Origin of the sequence: Streptomyces sp. ADI95-16 (assembly GCF_003721495.1) — a bacterium.
Lineage (GTDB): Bacteria > Actinomycetota > Actinomycetes > Streptomycetales > Streptomycetaceae > Streptomyces > Streptomyces goshikiensis.
Genome location: NZ_CP033581.1, coordinates 6,577,675 through 6,593,012, shown reverse-complemented (window position 1 = coordinate 6,593,012; position 15,338 = coordinate 6,577,675). Strand labels below are relative to the sequence as shown.

Below are 15,338 nucleotides of genomic sequence, written 5' to 3'. Positions count from 1 at the left end.
TGGCTCACCTCCTGGGGAGCAGCGAAGAACGGTGCCAGTCAAAGAACGCGGGCAGCACGGCACGGAGAACACGGAAGGCAGATATTCCACCGCGAACCGTGCCGATACGGACGAGCTCGTGCTCCGGAGCGTCCACGATCACCCGGACGGCCGCAACCGGACCGCGCCGGTTCCGGGTGTCCCGGGTGTCCCGGGTGTCCCGGGTGTCCCGGGTGGCGGTCCAGAGGGTGGCCGCCGACTCCATGTCGACCGCGATGGCGCCGGTGGCGCGCAGCTGCGCGCGCTCCTGGCCCCGCACGACGTGGTCGGAGCCGGTCAGGGCGCCGAGGTGCACGGCCGCGCCCGGGACCGCCCGGGCCAGCGCCTCGGCGAGCAGGGCGGTCCCGTCACAGGTGACGGTCCCGCGCGGGTCCCGGGTCTCCTCGGCGACGATCAGGTCGCCGGGGTTCATGCCGGGGACCAGCCCGGCGCAGAACCCGGTGGCGAGGACCGCGGTCCGGTCCCCGCCCGGCCCGGCCAGTGCCCGGGCGACGGCCAGGTCGGCGGCGCGCGGACCCATGCCGGTGCGCAGCACGGCGTACCCGTCGGGGGCGCCGCGCTCCCCGCCGCTGCGCAGGGCCGCCCGCTCGATGCGCAGGGCGCAGGCGACCAGCAGGGAGGCGGCGGGCTCGGCTCGGCGCTCCATCAGACCCCCTCGGCCGGGACCCCGGTGCGGTCGCCCGGGCGGGCGCCGATGTACCGGCCGTCGGGGCCGAACGGCTCCCCGTACAGGTAGCGGCCGAGCGCGGTGAGCGGGAACACGTGCCGGTAGAGGTGGTAGTTGATGGAGAAGTCCCAGGGGAAGCCGGTGCCGGTGAAGTGCGGTTCGTCCCAGCCGCCGTCGGCCAGCTGGGTCTCCACCAGGTACGCGATGCCGCGCTCGACGGTCTTGGCGTCCCGCTCGCCCGCCGACAGCAGGGCCATCAGCGCCCACGCGGTCTGCGAGGGCGTGGACTCCCCCTTCCCGGCCCACGCCCGGTCCTGGTAGGAGCGCTGGTCCTCGCCCCATCCCCCGTCCGGGTTCTGTACGGATTCCAGCCAGAGCACCGCCCGCCGGATGGCGGGATGCCCCGGGGACAGGCCGGCGGCCGTCAGGGCCGGGACCACCGATCCGGTCCCGTACACGTAGTTGGTGCCCCAGCGGCCGAACCAGGGCCCTTCCGGCTCCTGTTCGGCGAGCAGCCAGGCGACGCCCCGCCGGGTGCGGGGGTCCGCCGCCCGGCCCTCGACCGCGAGCATCTCCACGACGTGCGCCGTGACGTCCGCCGACGGCGGGTCGATGACCTCCCCGAAGTCGCAGAACGGCAGCCGGTTGGGGAAGGGGCTGGTGTTGTCGGCGTCGAAGGCTCCCCAGGCTCCGCCCCGCGACTGCATCCCGAGGTTCCAGGACACCCCGCGGGCGATGGCCCCCTCGACCCTCGCCGGGTCGGGGTGGCGGATCCGGCGCAGCGCGAGGACCACTTCGGCGGTGTCGTCGATGTCGGGGTAGGTGTCGTTGTGGAACTCGAACGCCCAGCCGCCCGGGGCGAGTCCGGGCCGGCGCACGGCCCAGTCGCCGGTCCGGACGATCTCCTCGCCGAGCATCCAGTCGGCGGCCTTCACCAGGGCCGGGTGGTCGGGGCGGACCCCGGCGTCGGCCAGGGCGATGGCGGCCAGGCAGGTGTCCCAGACCGGGGACTGGCAGGCCTCGATCATCCGGGAGCCGTCCTCGCGCCAGACGGCGAACCGGTCGAGGGACTCCAGACCGGCCCGCATCACCGGGTGCCCGAGGTCGTAGCCGAGCAGGTGGAGGGCGATGACCGAGTACACGGCGGGCGGCTGGATCCCGCCCCAGCAGCCGTCGTTCTCCTGCCGCTCGATGATCCAGCGGCCGGCGCTGGCCATCGCCGCCTCGCGCAGCCGGCGCGGGGCGAACCGCCGGTAGACGTGCAGGGCCCTGTCCATCCACTGGAAGGCGCCGTTCCAGGTGGTCGGCGGGGCCATCCGGCGGGGCGGGACCGGGACCCGCGCGTCGGTGTGCAGCTCGTCGAGCGCGAAGGGGGCCGGGCGGACGGGCCGCATCGCGGAGACGACCGTCAGCGGGACGATGGTCTGGCGGGCCCAGCAGCCGAAGTCGTAGATGTTCAGCGGCACCCAGGGCGGCAACAGGACCAGCTCGGGCGGGAGTTCGGGCAGGTTCTCCCAGTCCCACCAGCCGAACAGGGCCAGCCAGATCCGGGTGAACACCCGGGCGGCGGCGAGCCCGCCGTGGGCCCGGATCCAGGCCGAGGCGGTGGCCATGTGCGGGGCGTCGGGGGCGTCTCCGGCGAGGCGCAGGGCGACGTACGCCTCGATGGTGGCGGAGAGTTCGGGCGGGCCGCCGTGGAAGGTGGCCCAGGTGCCGTCGTCGCGCTGCTCGCGCCGGATGAACAGGGCGGCGGCCTGGGTGACGGCCTCGTCCCGGATCCCGAGGAACTGCCGCAGCAGCAGGTCCTCGGCGTCCATGGTGACGTTGGTCTCCAGGTCGCCCTTCCACCAGCCCGCGGGGTCCTGGCGCCCCAGCAGGTTGCGGATCGCCCGCGCGGTGGCGTCCTGGACGCGCCGCGCCGCATCACCTCGCGCCGTATCACCCCGCGCCGCATCACCCCGCATCCGGTCGGGCGCGCCCCCGCGCGCGGGGCCGTAGTCGGCCTCCGGCCCGGCGCCCGGGCCCCTTGGCGACCGGCGCCGTCGCACGGCCTCGCGGGTACCCGGCGGGGCGGCGGTCCCGGCGGCCGCGCCCTCATCCGGTTCGGCGCCGGGGGCTCCGGCGCCGTCGGTCGTCGCTGTCATGGCTTCCCCTATGTGTGCAGTGGCTTCTGCTGTCCTGGGGTCCGCCGTCGGCCGGCGCCACGGTCAGGTGGCGCCGGCCGGCGACTCGCGAGTCATATCCGGGCTCGGGTGGCGATCACCTCTTGCGCACGACGACGAAGTCGGCGAGGGCGACGAGCTGCTCGCGCACCCGCTGGGGCATGTCGACGTCGTCCAGCGCGCGGATGGCGATCGCGTGCTGGCGGCGCGCCTCCTCGGCGGTCCACTCCCGGCCGCCGGCCGCCTCGATGAGGGCGGCGCGGGCCGCGAACTCCTCCTCGGAGAAGTTCTCGAAGTCGTTGCTCTTGGCGTCGGCGGCGAGGAGCCGGCCGAGCTCCTCGCAGGCGGGGCCGCCGGCGGCGAGCGCGGCGACGACGGGGAGGGACTTCTTGCGCTGGCGCAGGTCGCTCCAGGTCTGCTTGCCGGTGGCCTCCGGGTCGCCCCAGATGCCGAGCAGGTCGTCGACGGCCTGGAAGGCGAGGCCGAGGTGGTAGCCGTACTCCTCCAGCTTGTCGGCCGTACGGTCGTCGGCGCCGCCGAGGACGGCGCCGATGGAGACCGCGCAGGCGAGCAGCGCGCCGGTCTTGTTGCCCTCCATCTCCAGGCACTCCTCGACGCTGACGCGCTCGCGGTGCTCGTAGGAGATGTCCTGCGCCTGGCCGTCGATCAGCTTGCGGGTGGCGGTGGTCAGGCGGCGGGCCGCGCGGCCGGCCTCGACGGTGCCGAGCTCCAGCAGCACCTCGTTGGCGAGGGCGAACAGGGCGTCGCCGACGAGGATCGCCTGGGCGGGGCCGTGCACCTTCCACACCGTGTCGCGGTGGCGGCGCTGCTCGTCGCCGTCCATCAGGTCGTCGTGCAGCAGCGAGAAGTTGTGCACGAGCTCGACCGCGACGGCTCCCGGAATGCCCACCTCGGCCGCGGCGCCCGCCGCCTCGGCGGAGAGCAGTGCGAGGGCGGGGCGCACGGCCTTGCCGCCGTCGCCGTCCGCCGGGTTGCCCTGGGCGTCGATCCAGCCGAAGTGGTAGGCGGCGACGGTGTCCATGGGCGCCGCGAGCCGGTCTACGGCGGCGCGGAGCACGGGCGTCGACAGCGTGCGGCCGCGCTCCAGGAGGGCGAGCGTGTCCGCCTTCTCCCCGCCGGCCGTGCCCACACTGGCAGCCGTGTTCTCGACAGCCGGATTCCCCGGGTTCACTGGCTCTCCTCTGGTTCCTGTACGTGCTGAGCGTGCTGTGCCGGTGGCGGTGGTGGTGCTGACGTTCGTCATGCCGCCTCCTGCAGGGGGTGGTCGCGGTGGCGGCCGAGAGCGGCGAGCGCGGCGTGGGCCGCGTTCACACCGCTCCGGACGGCGCCCTCCATGGTCGCGGGCCAACCGGTGGCGGTCCACGCACCGGCCAGATAGAGCCCCGGCGTGTCGGTCCGGGCGCCGGGGCGCAGCCGGCCGACGCCGGGGGTGGGGGCGAAGGTGGCGGTCCGCTCCCGGGTGACGAAGAAGTCCCGTACCTTCGCGCCGCGCGCGGCCGGCAGCAGCCGCTCCAGTTCGGGCAGGTACTTGGTCCGCAGGACGGAGACGGGCTCGTCGATGTCGTCCTGGGCGGCGGACTGGGACAGGGCCAGGTACTGGCCGCCGTCGGTGAGTCCGGAGGCGTCGGTGCGGTCGAAGACCCACTGGACCGGGGAGCCGAGCGCGGCGAAGAAGGGCCGCCCCAGCACCTTGCGGTCGTAGACGACGTGGACGTTGAGGATGGGCGCGGTGTCGATGTCGAGGAGCTTGTCGGGGTCGGCGAGTGCGCCGGCCGGGAGCAGTCCGTGGGCCTCGCGCTGCGGGACGGCCAGGACGACGGTGCCCGCGTCGAGGGACTCGTCCTCGGTGTCGACGCGCCAGCCGCCTTCGTCCGTGCGGGAGATGCCGGTGACCTTGGTGCGCAGTTCGGTGCGGACGCAGGCGGCGTCGAGCTGCTCGCGCGCCAATGTGTCGTGCAGATCGCCGAGGGGGACGGTGGCCCAGCCGATGTCGGCGGCGCCGTTCTCGGAGAGCAGGCCGGTCTTGAAGACCATGGCGGCCAGGCCCAGCGAGGACTGGCCGGCGGTGGCGTTGAGGGTGGCGATGCCGACGAGGTCCCACAGGGCCTCGATGGTGCGCGGGCTCTGGCCGTGGCGGCCGAGCCAGGTGGCGAAGTCCAGGCCGTCGAGGGCCGGGTCGGCGGGGTCGAGGCGGCGCAGCGCGAGGGCGGCGCGCCCGACGCTCGCCCGCTCGGCGAGCGAGAGGTGCGGGTAGCGGGCCAGGGAGGCGGCCAGGTGCAGCGGTACGGGCAGGGCGCTGCGGCGCAGCCGGCCCAGCCGGGGCCCGGCGGGGTGGGCGACGTCGAGCACGGGGACGTCGAGGCGGTCCTGGAGGGGGGCGAGGGCGGCGCCCCCGACGCGGTCGAGGAACCACCGGTAGGCGGTGCAGCAGCGCAGGTAGACGTGCTGGCCGTTGTCCACGGTGAGGTCGCCGCGCTTGAAGGAGAAGGCGAGGCCGCCGAGGCGCGGTCGGCTTTCGAGGAGGGTGACCCGGAGCCCGGCGTCGGCGAGTTCGAGCGCGGCGGTGACCCCGGCGAGTCCGCCGCCGACGACCACGGCGCGCTGGTCGCTGCCGCTCATGCGCCCTCCCCGGTGGTGTGGCGGCCGGCCGCGCCGGGTCCGGCGCCCTCCGGGTGGGACGCGAGGGCGCCGGTGGTGGTTGCGCCCCCGCGGTGCGCGGCGCGTCCTGGGGTCCGCGGCGCCGTCGCGGGCGCGGCGGACGGGGCAGGCTGGGGGGGCTGGGGCATCAGGCACGCCTCCGGGCGCTCTGGCGCGAGATGGTGCGCGCGTCGAGGCCGGAGAGGCCTCGGACGGCGACGTACGCCTTCTCGTGCGTCGGCAGCGAGACGCGGCCGCGCAGCACGGCCTCGGGCTCCCGCTCGATGCGGTCCAGGAGGCGCCGGTAGATCCCGGCCATGGCGGCGACGCAGGCACCGCTGCGGCGGTCGAGCATGGGCAGCAGCCGGTAGCCCTCGACGAACAGGGCCCGGGCGCGCCGGACTTCGTGGTGGACGAGCCCGGCGAAGTCGGCGCCGGCCGGGGCGCGGTCGCTGTGGAAGCCTTCGGAGCAGCCGAATTTGGCGAGGTCCTCGGCGGGCAGGTAGGTGCGCCCGTTGGCCGCGTCCTCGCGGACGTCGCGCAGGATGTTGGTGAGTTGCAGGGCGAGGCCGAGGGTGTCGGCGTACTCGTCGGCGCGCGCGGCGTCGGCGGGGGCCAGGCTCCCGGAGTTCACCGTCCCGAACACGCCGAGGGAGAGCCGGCCGATGGCCCCGGCGACGCAGCGGCAGTATTCCTTGAGGTCGTCCCAGGTCTCGTAGGTCTCGCCGCGGACGTCCATGAGGACCCCGTCGATGAGCTCGTCGAGTCCTTCGAGGGGGATCGGGAAGCGGCGCGCGGCGTGCGCGAGGGCGACGGCGACCGGGTCGGTGTCGTCCTCGTCGACGTCCTCGGCGCGGATCCGGCCGAGCAGCGCGCGGGTCTCCTCCAGCCGGGTCAGTTTGGCCTCGGGCGCCAGCGTGCCGTCGCCGATGTCGTCGACCCGCCGGGAGAAGGCGTACAGCGCGGACATGGCGTGCCGCTTGTCCGTGGGCAGCAGCCGGATGCCGTACGCGAAGTTGCGCGCCTGGGCGCCGGTGACGGCCTCGCAGTAGCTGTAGGCCGCGGAAATCGGTGCGGACAGCACCGCCGGTGCGGACGGTACGGACGCGTGTGTGGGGCCCTCCACGGTCGGGCTCACCCCTTTCTCGGCGCTGTGCGCAGGACGGTGGCCACCTCGCGGAGCAGGCCGGTCTTGGTGGGCTTGGGCGGGCCGGGAAGCACGTCGAACCCGGCGGCGCCGACGGCGCGCAGCGCGGCGCGGCCTCCTCCCACGAAGCCCGCGAGCAGCAGCCGGAGCCTGCCGTGCACGCTGCCCACGAGCGGGGTGCCTTCGTCGAGGAGCTCGCGTGCGCGCTCCGCCTCGAAGGCGACCAGGGCGCGTACGGACGCGCCGGCGGTCGGGGCCAGCAGATCGGTTTCGGTCACGTGGAAGCGTCGCATGTCCTGGCCGGGGAGGTAGATCCGGTCCCGTGCGAGGTCTTCGGCGACGTCCTGGAGGTGCTCGGCGATCTGCAGGGCGGTGCAGACGGCGTCGGAGCGGCGGATCCGCTCGGGGGTGCTGGTCCCGGTGAGGGAGAGCACGAGGCGGCCCACGGGGTTCGCGGACAGCTCGCAGTACGCGAGGAGGTCCTCGTACGTCTCGTAGCGGGTCACCCGCTGGTCCTGGCGGTTGGCCTCGATCAGCCCGAGGAAGGGCTCGGGGGTGAGCCCGTGGTCGCGGACGACGGGCTGGAGGGCCAGCAGCAGGGGGTGGCGGGGCGGGCCGTCGGCGCCGCCGAAGACGCGCAGCAGGTCGGCCTCGAAGGCGTCGAGCATGGCGAGCCGGTCGTCCACGGCGGCGGGGTCGAGGCCGAGGAGGACGGCGTCGCGGCCGCCCGGGGCGAGGTCGCCGTCGCCGATGTCATCGACCAGTCGGGCGTATCCGTAGACCGCCGTGAGGCCCTCGCGCCAGGCGCGGGGAAGGAAGAAGGGGGCGACCGGGAAATTCTCCGCGGCGGCCTTGTCGAGGGTGAGGCGGGTATGGGTCGCGTGCGACGCGGGCCGGATGCCGTGCTCCGGGGTCACCGCCCGCCGCCCGGGGCGGGGACGGCCATAAAGCCTGGGGGCCGGAGAATTCCCGTAGCCATTGCCGTCACATCTCCCGTTCTACACTGCCGACCCAAGTCATCCTATTTCGGACACGCCGCCCGACTTTCCCCGGGGTACTTCAGGCCATTTCACCTGCGGTGAATCGTCCACTCTTGCCGCGATACAGGATCGCTCCAGCTTACGCTGTACAACGTCGCCGGGCCCCAAGGGGTATTCGCTCCGCTACTGAATGTCGTGCGCGACCCCGCCGAATACGCGTTCGTCCCGGCCCCCGGCATGCGGAGGCCCCCGCCGCACGGGTGCGGCGGGGGCCTCTGCGGGCCGTGGCCGGAAGCCGCCGGTCAGGCGCTGGTGTGCTTCTCGTAGGCGCGCACGACCTCGTCGGTCGGACCGTCCATCACGAGCTCGCCGCGTTCCAGCCACAGCACCCGGTCGCAGGTGTCGCGGATGGACTTGTTGTTGTGGCTCACCAGGAAGACGCTGCCGGCCTTCTCGCGCAGCTCGCGAATACGGGCCTCGGAGCGGACCTGGAACTTCCGGTCACCGGTGGCCAACGCCTCGTCGATCATGAGGACGTCATGGTCCTTGGCGGCCGCGATGGAGAAACGGAGCCGCGCGGCCATGCCCGAGGAGTACGTGCGCATCGGAAGGGAGATGAAGTCCCCCTTCTCGTTGATGCCCGAGAAATCGACGATGTCCTGATAGCGCTCCTTGATCTGCTCGCGGGTCATGCCCATCGCGAGACCACCGAGGACGACGTTTCGCTCACCGGTCAGATCGTTCATCAGCGCCGCGTTGACGCCCAGCAGCGAGGGCTGGCCGTCGGTGTACACCTTGCCGGACTCGCAGGGCAGCAGGCCCGCGATGGCGCGGAGCAGGGTGGACTTGCCGGAGCCGTTGGAGCCGATGAGGCCGATGGCCTCGCCCCGGTACGCAGTGAAGCTGACACCGCGCACGGCGTGCACCTTGCGCACGCCCGGGGCGTCGCCCTTGCCGCGGCGCATTATCTTGCTCAGCGCCGCGGTGGCGCTGCCCTTGCCGGAGCTGCCCGTGTTGACGCGGTAGACGATGTGGACGTCGTCGGCGATGACGGTGGGGACCTTGCTCTGTGCGATCTCAGCCACGGCCGTAACGCTCCTCAGCCTTCCAGAAGTACACGAATCCGCCGATGCCGATCACCACGGCCCAGCCGACGGCGAATCCCCAGACGTGCGGCGGGAGGTTCTTCGCGCCGTAGTCGTCGATCAGCGCGAAGCGGACCAGGTCCATGTAGATCGCCGCCGGGTTCCACTGGAGCACGTCCGCGATCCATGCCGGCTTGCCCTTCAGCATCTCGCTGATCGAGAACATGACGCCCGAGGCGTACATCCACGTGCGCGTGAGGAAGGGCATCAGCTGCGCGAGGTCGGGCGTCTTGGCGCCCGCCCGCGCGAAGGCCAGCGCGAGGCCGGTGTTGAAGACGAACTGGAGCACCAGCGTCGGGACCACCAGCAGCCAGGACGGGCTCGGGTAGTTCCCGAAGGCGATCGCGACGGCGAAGACCACGATCATCGAGTACAGCAGCTGCTGGAGCTGCTGCATCGAGAACGAGATCGGCAGCGAGGCCCGGGGGAAGTGCAGGGCCCGCACCAGGCCGAGGTTGCCCGGGATCGCCCGCACGCCCGCCATCAGCGAGTTCTGGGTGAAGGTGAAGACGAAGATGCCCATCACCAGGAAGGGGATGTACACCCCCTTCTCCATGCCGCGGCCCGCGTTCAGGATGAGCCCGAAGATCAGGTAGTAGACCAGCGCGTTCAGCAGCGGGGTCGCGACCTGCCAGATCTGGCCGAGCTTCGCCTGGCTGTACTGAGCGACCAGCTTGGCCCGGGAGAAGGCCATGATGAAGTGGCGCCGGCCCCAGAGCTGCCGCACGTACTCGCCCAGGCGCGGCCGGGCGCCGCTGACGGACAGGCCGTACTTCCCGGCGAGTTCCGCCGGGCTCAGTCCCGCGTCTTCGGACAGCGGCCTGCTCGTGGCGAGGGCGCCGTCGTGGGTTGTGTCACTCACAAGTTGAAACTTTCCGTCTTCAAGATGCGGCAGAAGTGGAACGGGCCTGAGAGCACGGGACCCGCGATCGGGGCCATGCTCCCAGACGAGAGCTTGTCAGATGACAGGCGGGCGGCCGAGCCGGGTCAGCCGCCAGACCGTACGCCACTTCATGGGGCGCCGGGGACCACAGGGGGTCGTCCATCCCTCCTTGAACCCGCCGAACCAGGCCTTGAGCGCGGGCAGCGAGGGTCTGCGTACGAGCGTCAGCAGCAGCCAGACGCCCAGGTAGACCGGGACCAGCGCGGCCGGCAGGTTCCGGCGGGCCAGCCACACCCGGTTCCTTGCCACCATACGGTGATAGACCGCGTGCCGGGACGGGGCGGTGGTCGGGTGCAGCAGCACCATGTCCGCGCGGTAGTCGATCAGCCACCCGGCGTCGAGCGCCCGCCAGGCCAGGTCGGTCTCCTCGTGGGCGTAGAAGAACTCCCCGGGCAGGTCCCCGACCTGCTCGAACACCTTCGTGCGGACGGCGTTCGCGCCGCCCAGGAAGGTGGTCACGCGGGAGGAGCGCATCGGGTCGGCGGCGCGCAGCCGGGGCACGTGCCGGCGCTGGGTCTCACCCGTGTCCGGATCGGCGATCCGGAAGCTGACGATCCCGAGCCGGGCATCCTCCGCGAAGGCCTGCCGGCACAGCTCGGCGGTGTCGGTGCGCTCCAGCAGCCCGTCGTCGTCCAGGAAGAGCAGGGCGTCCACATCGGCGCCACCGGGGCCGAAGGCCTCGATGCCGACGTTGCGGCCGCCGGGGATGCCCAGGTTCTCGGGCAGCTCGACGCTGCGCACGCCCTCGGGCAGGCCGGTGACCTTCACGCCCTGGCCCACGACGACCACGTCGACGGGGTCGCCCTGCTGGCGGGCCACCGAGTCGAGGAGCGCCTTGAGCTCGTCGGGGCGGTTGCCCATGGTGATGATCACGGCGCCCAGCCGCATCGCCGTCGTCACTTGAGCCTGCTCGACGCCAGGATCGACACCAGGTGCAGCACCGTCTGCAGCATCGCGATGCCCGCCAGGACGGCGACACCGACCCGGGAGTAGAACAGGTCGCCCCGCATCTGGTCCAGGACGGCCAGCAGCAGGATCAGCAGCGAGGCCTCGATGCCGAGGACGAGCCGGTGGAACTTGAGCGCGGCGGCGGCCCGGCGGGCGAGCGCCATGCCGGAGGAGCGGGGCTCCGCGGCGGATTCCGCGACGGGCTCCTTGCCGGTCTGGTGCCGGGCGACGCCGACCAGGTCGGTCTCGGCCTTGATCAGGATCGCGCCGAGCGCCGCGAGGGTGCCGAGGAAGGCCCACAGCCAGTCGATCCGGCCGCTGCCCCACAGGTCGGAGGCGCGCAGGCCGAAGCCGACCAGGACCGCGGCGTCGCACAGGTAGGCGCCGACCCGGTCCAGGTAGACGCCGGAGAGCGAGTACTGCTTCTTCCAGCGGGCGACCTCGCCGTCCACGCAGTCCAGCAGCAGGTACAGCTGGACCATCACCACGCCGAGGACGGCGCCCCAGATGCCCGGGATCAGCAGGGCGGGGGCGGCCAGGACGCCGGCGAGGGTCATCACGTAGGTCAGCTGGTTGGGCGTGACCTTGGTGGTCACCAGGACGCGGGTGATGCGCAGGGAGATCTCGCGCATGTAGAGGCGTCCGCCCCAGTGCTCGCCACTGCGCCGGTCCTTGACGCCCGGCGGGTGAACGACGGGCCGGAGTTCAGCTACGGATGGTCTTGGCATAGTCGGAGTAAGCGTCCCTGATCTCGGCGGCTGACAGGTTGAGGTGCTCCAGGATCGTGAAGCGTCCCGGGCGGGTCTGGGGGGCGTACTCGACGGCCGCGACGAACTCGTCCACGCTGAACCCGATCTCCTCGGGCAGCACGGGCAGTCCGTGGCCGCGCAGCACCTGGGTGAAGAGCTCGGACTGGTCCGTGGCCCCGCGCAGGTGCATGGCGAAGGCGGCGCCGATGCCGACCTGCTCGCCGTGGAGCGCGGAGCGTCCCGGGTAGAGCAGGTCGAAGGCGTGACTGATCTCGTGGCAGGCGCCGGACGACGGGCGGGAGTCCCCGCTGATCGACATGGCGATGCCGGAGAGGACGAGCGCCTCGGAGAGCACGGTGAGGAACTCGTCGTCCCCGCACCCTCCGGGGTGGCGCAGTACGGACTCGCCGGCGGTACGGGCCATGGCGGCGGCCAGGCCGTCCACGGCCTCCCCGGTGAGCCGGTGCGAGAGCTCCCAGTCGGCGATGGCGGAGATGTTGGAGATCACGTCGCCGACGCCGGCCCGGATGAACCGCACCGGGGCTTCCTTGATCACGTCGAGGTCGATCACCATGGCGATCGGGGTGGGGACACCGTAGGAGCCCCGGCCGTTGTCGTTGTCCAGGATGGACACCGGCGAGCAGATGCCGTCGTGGGAGAGGTTGGTGGCGACGGCCACCATGGGCAGTCCGACCCGCGCCGCGGCGTACTTCGCGACGTCGATGATCTTGCCGCCGCCCAGGCCCACGACGGCGTCGTAGCGGCGGCCCTTTATGTCGTCGGCCAGCTTGACGGCGGAGTCGATCGTGCCGTCGACGACGGCGTACCAGTCGGCGTGCGGCAGGACGGGCTCCAGCTTGGCGCGCAGCGCCACGCCGGAGCCGCCGCTGATCGCGATCGCGAGCTTGCCGGACGCGGAGATCCGCTGGTCGGCCAGGAGGCCGGCCAGGTCGTCCATCGCCCCGCGGCTGATGTCGACGACGACCGGCGAGGGGATCAGCCGCGTCAGTACTGGCATGCGATCGTCCGGCCCTTGGCGAGGTCGTCGTGGTTGTCGATCTCGACCCACTTGACGTCGCCGATGGGGGCCACGTCGATCGCAAAGCCGTCGTTGACGAGCTGCTGGTAGCCGTCCTCGTAGTAGAGGTCGGGGTCGCGCTCGAAGGTGGTCTTCAGCGCCTCGGCCAGCTGCTCGGCGGCCTCCGGCTCGATGAGGGTGACGCCGATGTACTCGCCGGTCGCGGTGGCCGGGTCCATCAGCTTGGTGATCTTGCGGACACCCTGGCCGTCGGCGGTGATGACCTTCATCTCCTCGTCGGCCAGGTGCTTGACCGTGTCGAGGGCGAGGATGATCTTCCGGCCGTTGCCGCGGGCGTCGAGCAGGGTCCGCTCGACGGAGACCGGGTGGACGGTGTCGCCGTTGGCGAGGATCACGCCCTGCTTCAGGACGTCACGCGCGCACCACAGGGAGTAGGCGTTGTTCCACTCCTCGGCCTTGTCGTTGTCGATCAGCGTGATCTTGACGCCGTACTTGGCCTCCAGGGCCTCCCGGCGCGCGTAGACGGCTTCCTTGCGGTAGCCGACGACGATCGCGACCTCGGTGAGGCCGACCTCGGCGAAGTTGCCCAGGGTCAGGTCGAGGACGGTGAGGCTGTCCTCCCGGCCCTCGGGGCCGACGGGCACGAGGGCCTTGGGCAGGGTGTCGGTGTAGGGACGCAGGCGGCGTCCGGCACCGGCAGCGAGGACAAGGCCGATCATGCTGGTTCTCCTTCGTCATGTACGGCGGGTGCTCCGGAGGAGACCCAGAAGCGGATGCTCTCCACGAGCACCACGAGTGCCACGAACACGGCCAGGGCCGTGAGAGCGACGGGGAACGCGTCACGGGCGAGGACGGCGGCCAGGACCACGGTCAGCAGGACCCGGCCCTCGTGGCCGCCGGTCGTCCGCACCAGCCAGTGCGGGGGTGCGCTCGAACCACCCCGAATGCGGTAGACCGTGTCGTAGTGATGGTAGGCGACCGCCGCGACCAGTCCGAATGCGGCGGGGAGGGCCCCCGGCACGTCCGCCTTGGCGGCGAGCACGAGGACGGTCACGTATTCGGCGACCCGGAAGACGGGCGGGACCAGCCAGTCCAGGGGCCCCTTCAGGGGCGCGGCGACCGCCGCGGCCGAGAACCCCGCGTACCCGATCGCCGCGGCGATCACCCAGGGGGACCCGAAGTCCGACCTGAGGGCCTCGCCGATGACGATCACGGCGCCGGCGGCGGCCAGCCACAGCGCGGCGCGGGAGGGCCGCTTGCCGGGGCGCGGGCCGCCGGTCCAGGCGAGCACCGCGGAGTCGGCGAGGTCGGCGAGGGCCTGGGCGGCCCGGTCGGTCCGGGTGGCCCTGCGGGTCAGGGAGCGCAGCACCCGGCCGGCGGTGGTGTAGAGCGCGCCGAAGGCGCAGCCGACGAGCAGGGCGTAGAAGACGATCCGCGGGGTGGTGAAGGCGGTCAGGACCGCGATCATCGCCCAGCGCTCACCGATCGGGAGGATGATCATCCGCCGGACCCAGACCGTCCAGCCGACGCTGTCGAGCCGGCCGGACAGGGCGGCCGTGGGGCTGGTGTTCGCGGTGGCGTCGTGGTTGGCCTCGTTGAAGGCGAAGTCGACGATGTGCCGGCAGGTCATGAGGATCATCGAGCCGAGCGCGAGGGCCCAGACGTCGTCCCCGTTCCTGGCGGCGCCGAGCGCGAGGCCCGCGTAGAAGGAGTACTCCTTCGCGCGGTCGAAGGTCGCGTCGAGCCAGGCGCCCAGCGTCGAGTACTGGAGCGAGTAACGGGCGAGCTGCCCGTCGGTGCAGTCCAGCACGAAGGAGACGAGGAGGAGCACACCGGCCGCGACGTAACCCCAGCGGTCGCCCGTCGCGGCGCAGCCGGCCGCGATCAGCGCGGTGATCAGCGAGGCGGTGGTGACCTGGTTCGGGGTCAGGCCGCGGCGCGCGCACCAGCGGGCGATGTAGCGCGAGTACGGGCTGATGAAGAAGGTGGTGAAGAACCCGTCTCGGGACTTCACGGCGGTCCGCAGCCGGACGGCCTCGTCGTCCACGGCGGCGACGGCGGCGACCGCCGCGTCGCGCTCCGCGGTGGTGGCGGGGACGGTGGCGACGAGCGTGCCGAGCTCGGGGCGCTGGACGGTGGTCCCGGCCGCCTCGACGGCGGCGGCGAGCCGGTCGGCGTACGGGCCCGCGCCGCCGGGCGCGAGCGCCGCGGCCTTGTCCAGGGCCGCGCGGGCGGCCGGCTGGACGGCGAGGGCGCCGGGGACGGCGCAGGCGTCGAAGCGGGGATCGGTCAGCGCGAGGCGCAGCGCGTGCACGTGCCCGACGAACTCGCTGTCGACGACGGCGACCCGCTGGTCGGCGGGTACGTCGGCCAGTGCGGCGGCGATCTCATCGGTGTTCGCGGTGTTCTCGGTGTTCCCCTGCCCGGCGACGGAGCGGACGTCGAAGCCGAGCGAGCGCAGCCCGTCCGCCAGGGGTGATCCGGGGACCGGCAGGCCGGTGAGGATGACGGTCGGCAGACGAACTCACTCCTTGGCAACGAACGCGGAACGCGTGCCCGGCGGGGCGGCAGCACGTCGGCAGAGGCTATCGGATGATTGGAAGCGGGGGTTCACCACCTGTTTACGCCCCGATAAGCCGAAGATTCCCGGGCTCCGGGCGGGCGGCCCGCATGCCGTGATCATCATTGACGATCACGGCGAGGGACCACAAACCGCCTGGGTGTTACGGTGGGCGACGTCAAGAGAAGAGGTGGGTTGATGACCGTCGCAGTGGTCGCTGTCACGCACGGCGCACTCCGGTACGTCCCCACCGTCTTCCGGGCGTCCGGCCGGGCCTGATCACACCGATCGGCCCCGTCGG

Annotated in this window: 14 protein-coding genes; 1 reads left to right on the top strand and 13 read right to left on the bottom strand. The window is 72.7% G+C overall.

Annotation, left to right across the window (positions count from 1 at the left end; translation table 11 throughout):
• Positions 1-4 precede the first annotated feature (4 nt).
• From EES41_RS29425 to EES41_RS29365, 13 genes are all read right to left on the bottom strand, one after another.
• Positions 5-685 carry a 1-hydroxy-2-methyl-2-butenyl 4-diphosphate reductase gene (locus EES41_RS29425; protein WP_123081033.1) on the bottom strand — a complete coding sequence of 227 codons (681 nt, stop codon included), beginning with the start codon at positions 683-685 and terminating at the stop codon, positions 5-7.
• Positions 685-2,670, bottom strand: coding sequence for a squalene--hopene cyclase (gene shc / locus EES41_RS29420; RefSeq protein WP_254211801.1), 1,986 nt, complete (start codon positions 2,668-2,670; stop codon positions 685-687). The genes EES41_RS29425 and shc overlap by 1 nt, the downstream gene beginning before the upstream one ends.
• Positions 2,671-2,965: 295 nt before the next feature.
• A complete protein-coding gene (locus EES41_RS29415) occupies positions 2,966-4,132 on the bottom strand; it encodes a polyprenyl synthetase family protein (protein WP_254211602.1) in 1,167 nt (388 codons plus the stop codon).
• Positions 4,129-5,508 (bottom strand): hydroxysqualene dehydroxylase HpnE, encoded by a 1,380-nt coding sequence (hpnE, locus tag EES41_RS29410; RefSeq protein WP_123081032.1) that lies wholly within the window; start codon positions 5,506-5,508, stop codon positions 4,129-4,131. The genes EES41_RS29415 and hpnE overlap by 4 nt, the downstream gene beginning before the upstream one ends.
• Before the next feature lie 166 nt (positions 5,509-5,674).
• A complete protein-coding gene (gene hpnD / locus EES41_RS29405; RefSeq protein ID WP_123082765.1) occupies positions 5,675-6,610 on the bottom strand; it encodes a presqualene diphosphate synthase HpnD in 936 nt (311 codons plus the stop codon).
• Between the two features lie 50 nt (positions 6,611-6,660).
• On the bottom strand, positions 6,661-7,590 hold the full coding sequence (gene hpnC / locus EES41_RS29400) for a squalene synthase HpnC (protein WP_174261762.1): 930 nt from the start codon (positions 7,588-7,590) through the stop codon (positions 6,661-6,663).
• A gap of 365 nt (positions 7,591-7,955) precedes the next feature.
• Positions 7,956-8,738 carry an ABC transporter ATP-binding protein gene (locus tag EES41_RS29395; protein WP_008742783.1) on the bottom strand — a complete coding sequence of 261 codons (783 nt, stop codon included), beginning with the start codon at positions 8,736-8,738 and terminating at the stop codon, positions 7,956-7,958.
• Positions 8,731-9,660, bottom strand: a complete 930-nt coding sequence (locus EES41_RS29390; RefSeq protein WP_123081031.1) for an ABC transporter permease — start codon at positions 9,658-9,660, stop codon at positions 8,731-8,733. Before EES41_RS29390 ends, EES41_RS29395 begins: the two co-directional genes overlap by 8 nt.
• Positions 9,661-9,756: 96 nt before the next feature.
• Entirely contained in the window at positions 9,757-10,629 is an 873-nt protein-coding gene (locus EES41_RS29385) for a glycosyltransferase family 2 protein (protein WP_123081030.1), read from the bottom strand.
• 8 nt (positions 10,630-10,637) lie between these two features.
• Positions 10,638-11,417, bottom strand: coding sequence for a CDP-alcohol phosphatidyltransferase family protein (locus EES41_RS29380; protein ID WP_174261761.1), 780 nt, complete (start codon positions 11,415-11,417; stop codon positions 10,638-10,640).
• On the bottom strand, positions 11,395-12,456 hold the full coding sequence (locus tag EES41_RS29375) for an iron-containing alcohol dehydrogenase family protein (protein ID WP_123081028.1): 1,062 nt from the start codon (positions 12,454-12,456) through the stop codon (positions 11,395-11,397). Before EES41_RS29375 ends, EES41_RS29380 begins: the two co-directional genes overlap by 23 nt.
• Complete coding sequence (locus EES41_RS29370) at positions 12,444-13,196, bottom strand: sugar phosphate nucleotidyltransferase (RefSeq protein WP_123081027.1); 753 nt, start codon at positions 13,194-13,196, stop codon at positions 12,444-12,446. Before EES41_RS29370 ends, EES41_RS29375 begins: the two co-directional genes overlap by 13 nt.
• Positions 13,193-14,791: a CDP-alcohol phosphatidyltransferase family protein gene (locus EES41_RS29365; protein ID WP_254211601.1), complete on the bottom strand. Its 1,599-nt coding sequence runs from the start codon at positions 14,789-14,791 to the stop codon at positions 13,193-13,195. The genes EES41_RS29370 and EES41_RS29365 overlap by 4 nt, the downstream gene beginning before the upstream one ends.
• Between EES41_RS29365 and EES41_RS43200 the strand changes: the two genes are divergently transcribed.
• A complete protein-coding gene (locus EES41_RS43200) occupies positions 14,786-14,956 on the top strand; it encodes a hypothetical protein (protein WP_254211600.1) in 171 nt (56 codons plus the stop codon). The two genes, EES41_RS29365 and EES41_RS43200, sit on opposite strands and share 6 nt — an antisense overlap.
• Positions 14,957-15,338 lie beyond the last annotated feature (382 nt).

Coding starts and splice junctions, on each gene's coding strand:
- shc (WP_254211801.1), bottom strand. CDS start 2,670: ATGCGGGGTGATGCGGCGCGGGGTGATACGGCGCGAGGTGATGCGGCG.
- EES41_RS29425 (WP_123081033.1), bottom strand. CDS start 685: ATGGAGCGCCGAGCCGAGCCCGCCGCCTCCCTGCTGGTCGCCTGCGCC.
- EES41_RS29375 (WP_123081028.1), bottom strand. CDS start 12,456: ATGCCAGTACTGACGCGGCTGATCCCCTCGCCGGTCGTCGTCGACATC.
- hpnE (WP_123081032.1), bottom strand. CDS start 5,508: ATGAGCGGCAGCGACCAGCGCGCCGTGGTCGTCGGCGGCGGACTCGCC.
- EES41_RS29415 (WP_254211602.1), bottom strand. CDS start 4,132: ATGACGAACGTCAGCACCACCACCGCCACCGGCACAGCACGCTCAGCA.
- EES41_RS29370 (WP_123081027.1), bottom strand. CDS start 13,196: ATGATCGGCCTTGTCCTCGCTGCCGGTGCCGGACGCCGCCTGCGTCCC.
- EES41_RS29385 (WP_123081030.1), bottom strand. CDS start 10,629: ATGCGGCTGGGCGCCGTGATCATCACCATGGGCAACCGCCCCGACGAG.
- EES41_RS29380 (WP_174261761.1), bottom strand. CDS start 11,417: ATGCCAAGACCATCCGTAGCTGAACTCCGGCCCGTCGTTCACCCGCCG.